The 1,215-nt window shown below is 28.4% G+C and carries 1 protein-coding gene; it reads left to right on the top strand.

Annotated elements, in window-relative coordinates; translation table 11 throughout:
* On the top strand, nucleotides 1–924 hold a 924-nt coding region (locus tag IU405_RS00175; protein ID WP_197436654.1), incomplete at its 5' end, for a hypothetical protein.
* Nucleotides 925–1,215 lie beyond the last annotated feature (291 nt).

The following is a 1,215-nucleotide window of genomic DNA, read 5'->3' on the forward strand; positions in this document are numbered from 1 at the left end:
ATTAAAAAGGACGTATTAATTTTAAAAAATAAACAAGTAAACTCTGAAAATAAGGAGGTTATTGAAATTAAACATTTAGATGTACTGAATAACAATAGATTGATCATTGAATCAATGGATAAAAATATCATCAACAAAGATTTGGAAAATAAATGGGTTTTTGTACACAGAAAAAAAACAACATATTCAGATGAATATATTGAAGCATTTTATTTTCCAAACAAATTTACTTCCACTGAATTGCCACAAAAATATGCTCAGATGATCAGCTATTCAAACTGCCTTATTGATACCACAACAACAAAATTTAAAGACAAGTTACTAGAGGATTCTTTTGAGCTTCCTGAAAATTGGATTTCATTATCACAGAATAAAAAGGTGAAGTTGCTAGACAGAATGAGAGGTATGCTTGTTAGTGGCTTTTGTAGTAGAGATAGCCGACCAAGAGAACACGCATTTAATATAGCACTTTTATCTGCACAGACTGCAAGTTGGAAAGTATTTCTAAGAGCACATTTAGATATCATGAATGATAGATTTGATAGAGTGTCTGATGCAAGTGATGCTCGTGACCAAAGAAAAACATACATAAAAGAACTAGAGACATTAAATATAAATGTGTCAGATTTAATATTAGGCATTTCATTCAGTTTGGAAAATCCTGCAAAAAATCATTATTACGGAAGATTTGATAGAGTAGGAAGAGCACTCACAGAGATAAAAAATAGGGCAGAGATTGAAAAAGAAATGTTATCAATTATCTCAGATACTAAACTTGATAACTACAATAGAAGTCTTTTCTATTTACTGTTCTTAACCTATAATAATTACATATCAGATGAGAAGATAAAAATAGAGAATAATAAGAAACTGGAACTTGTAAAAAATAAGCTACCCAATTACATAAAATACCAATTTAATTGAGATTAAACTAGTGTTCTTAGGTAATCTAACAGAGGAGAATCTTTTTTATTTTAATACATGGAAAGTTAAGATGATTTATGACCTTACGGATACAATATTGAAAAAAAGCAACTTTTACAAGCTTAGATGGTAATGTTGTTTATGGTAAATTTTATTTGTAACAAGTAAAAGACACCACTTTAAATAAGTTGAAAACCTTTTACTAGCATAAAATTAATGACTCAAAAGAAGTTGCTGAATATAAGTGACAATTACACAACAAGAAATAGGTTTATAACTCCATTTATAAAT

Source organism: Polaribacter sp. BAL334, assembly GCF_015767435.1.
In the GTDB taxonomy this organism is placed as follows: Bacteria; Bacteroidota; Bacteroidia; order Flavobacteriales; family Flavobacteriaceae; genus Polaribacter.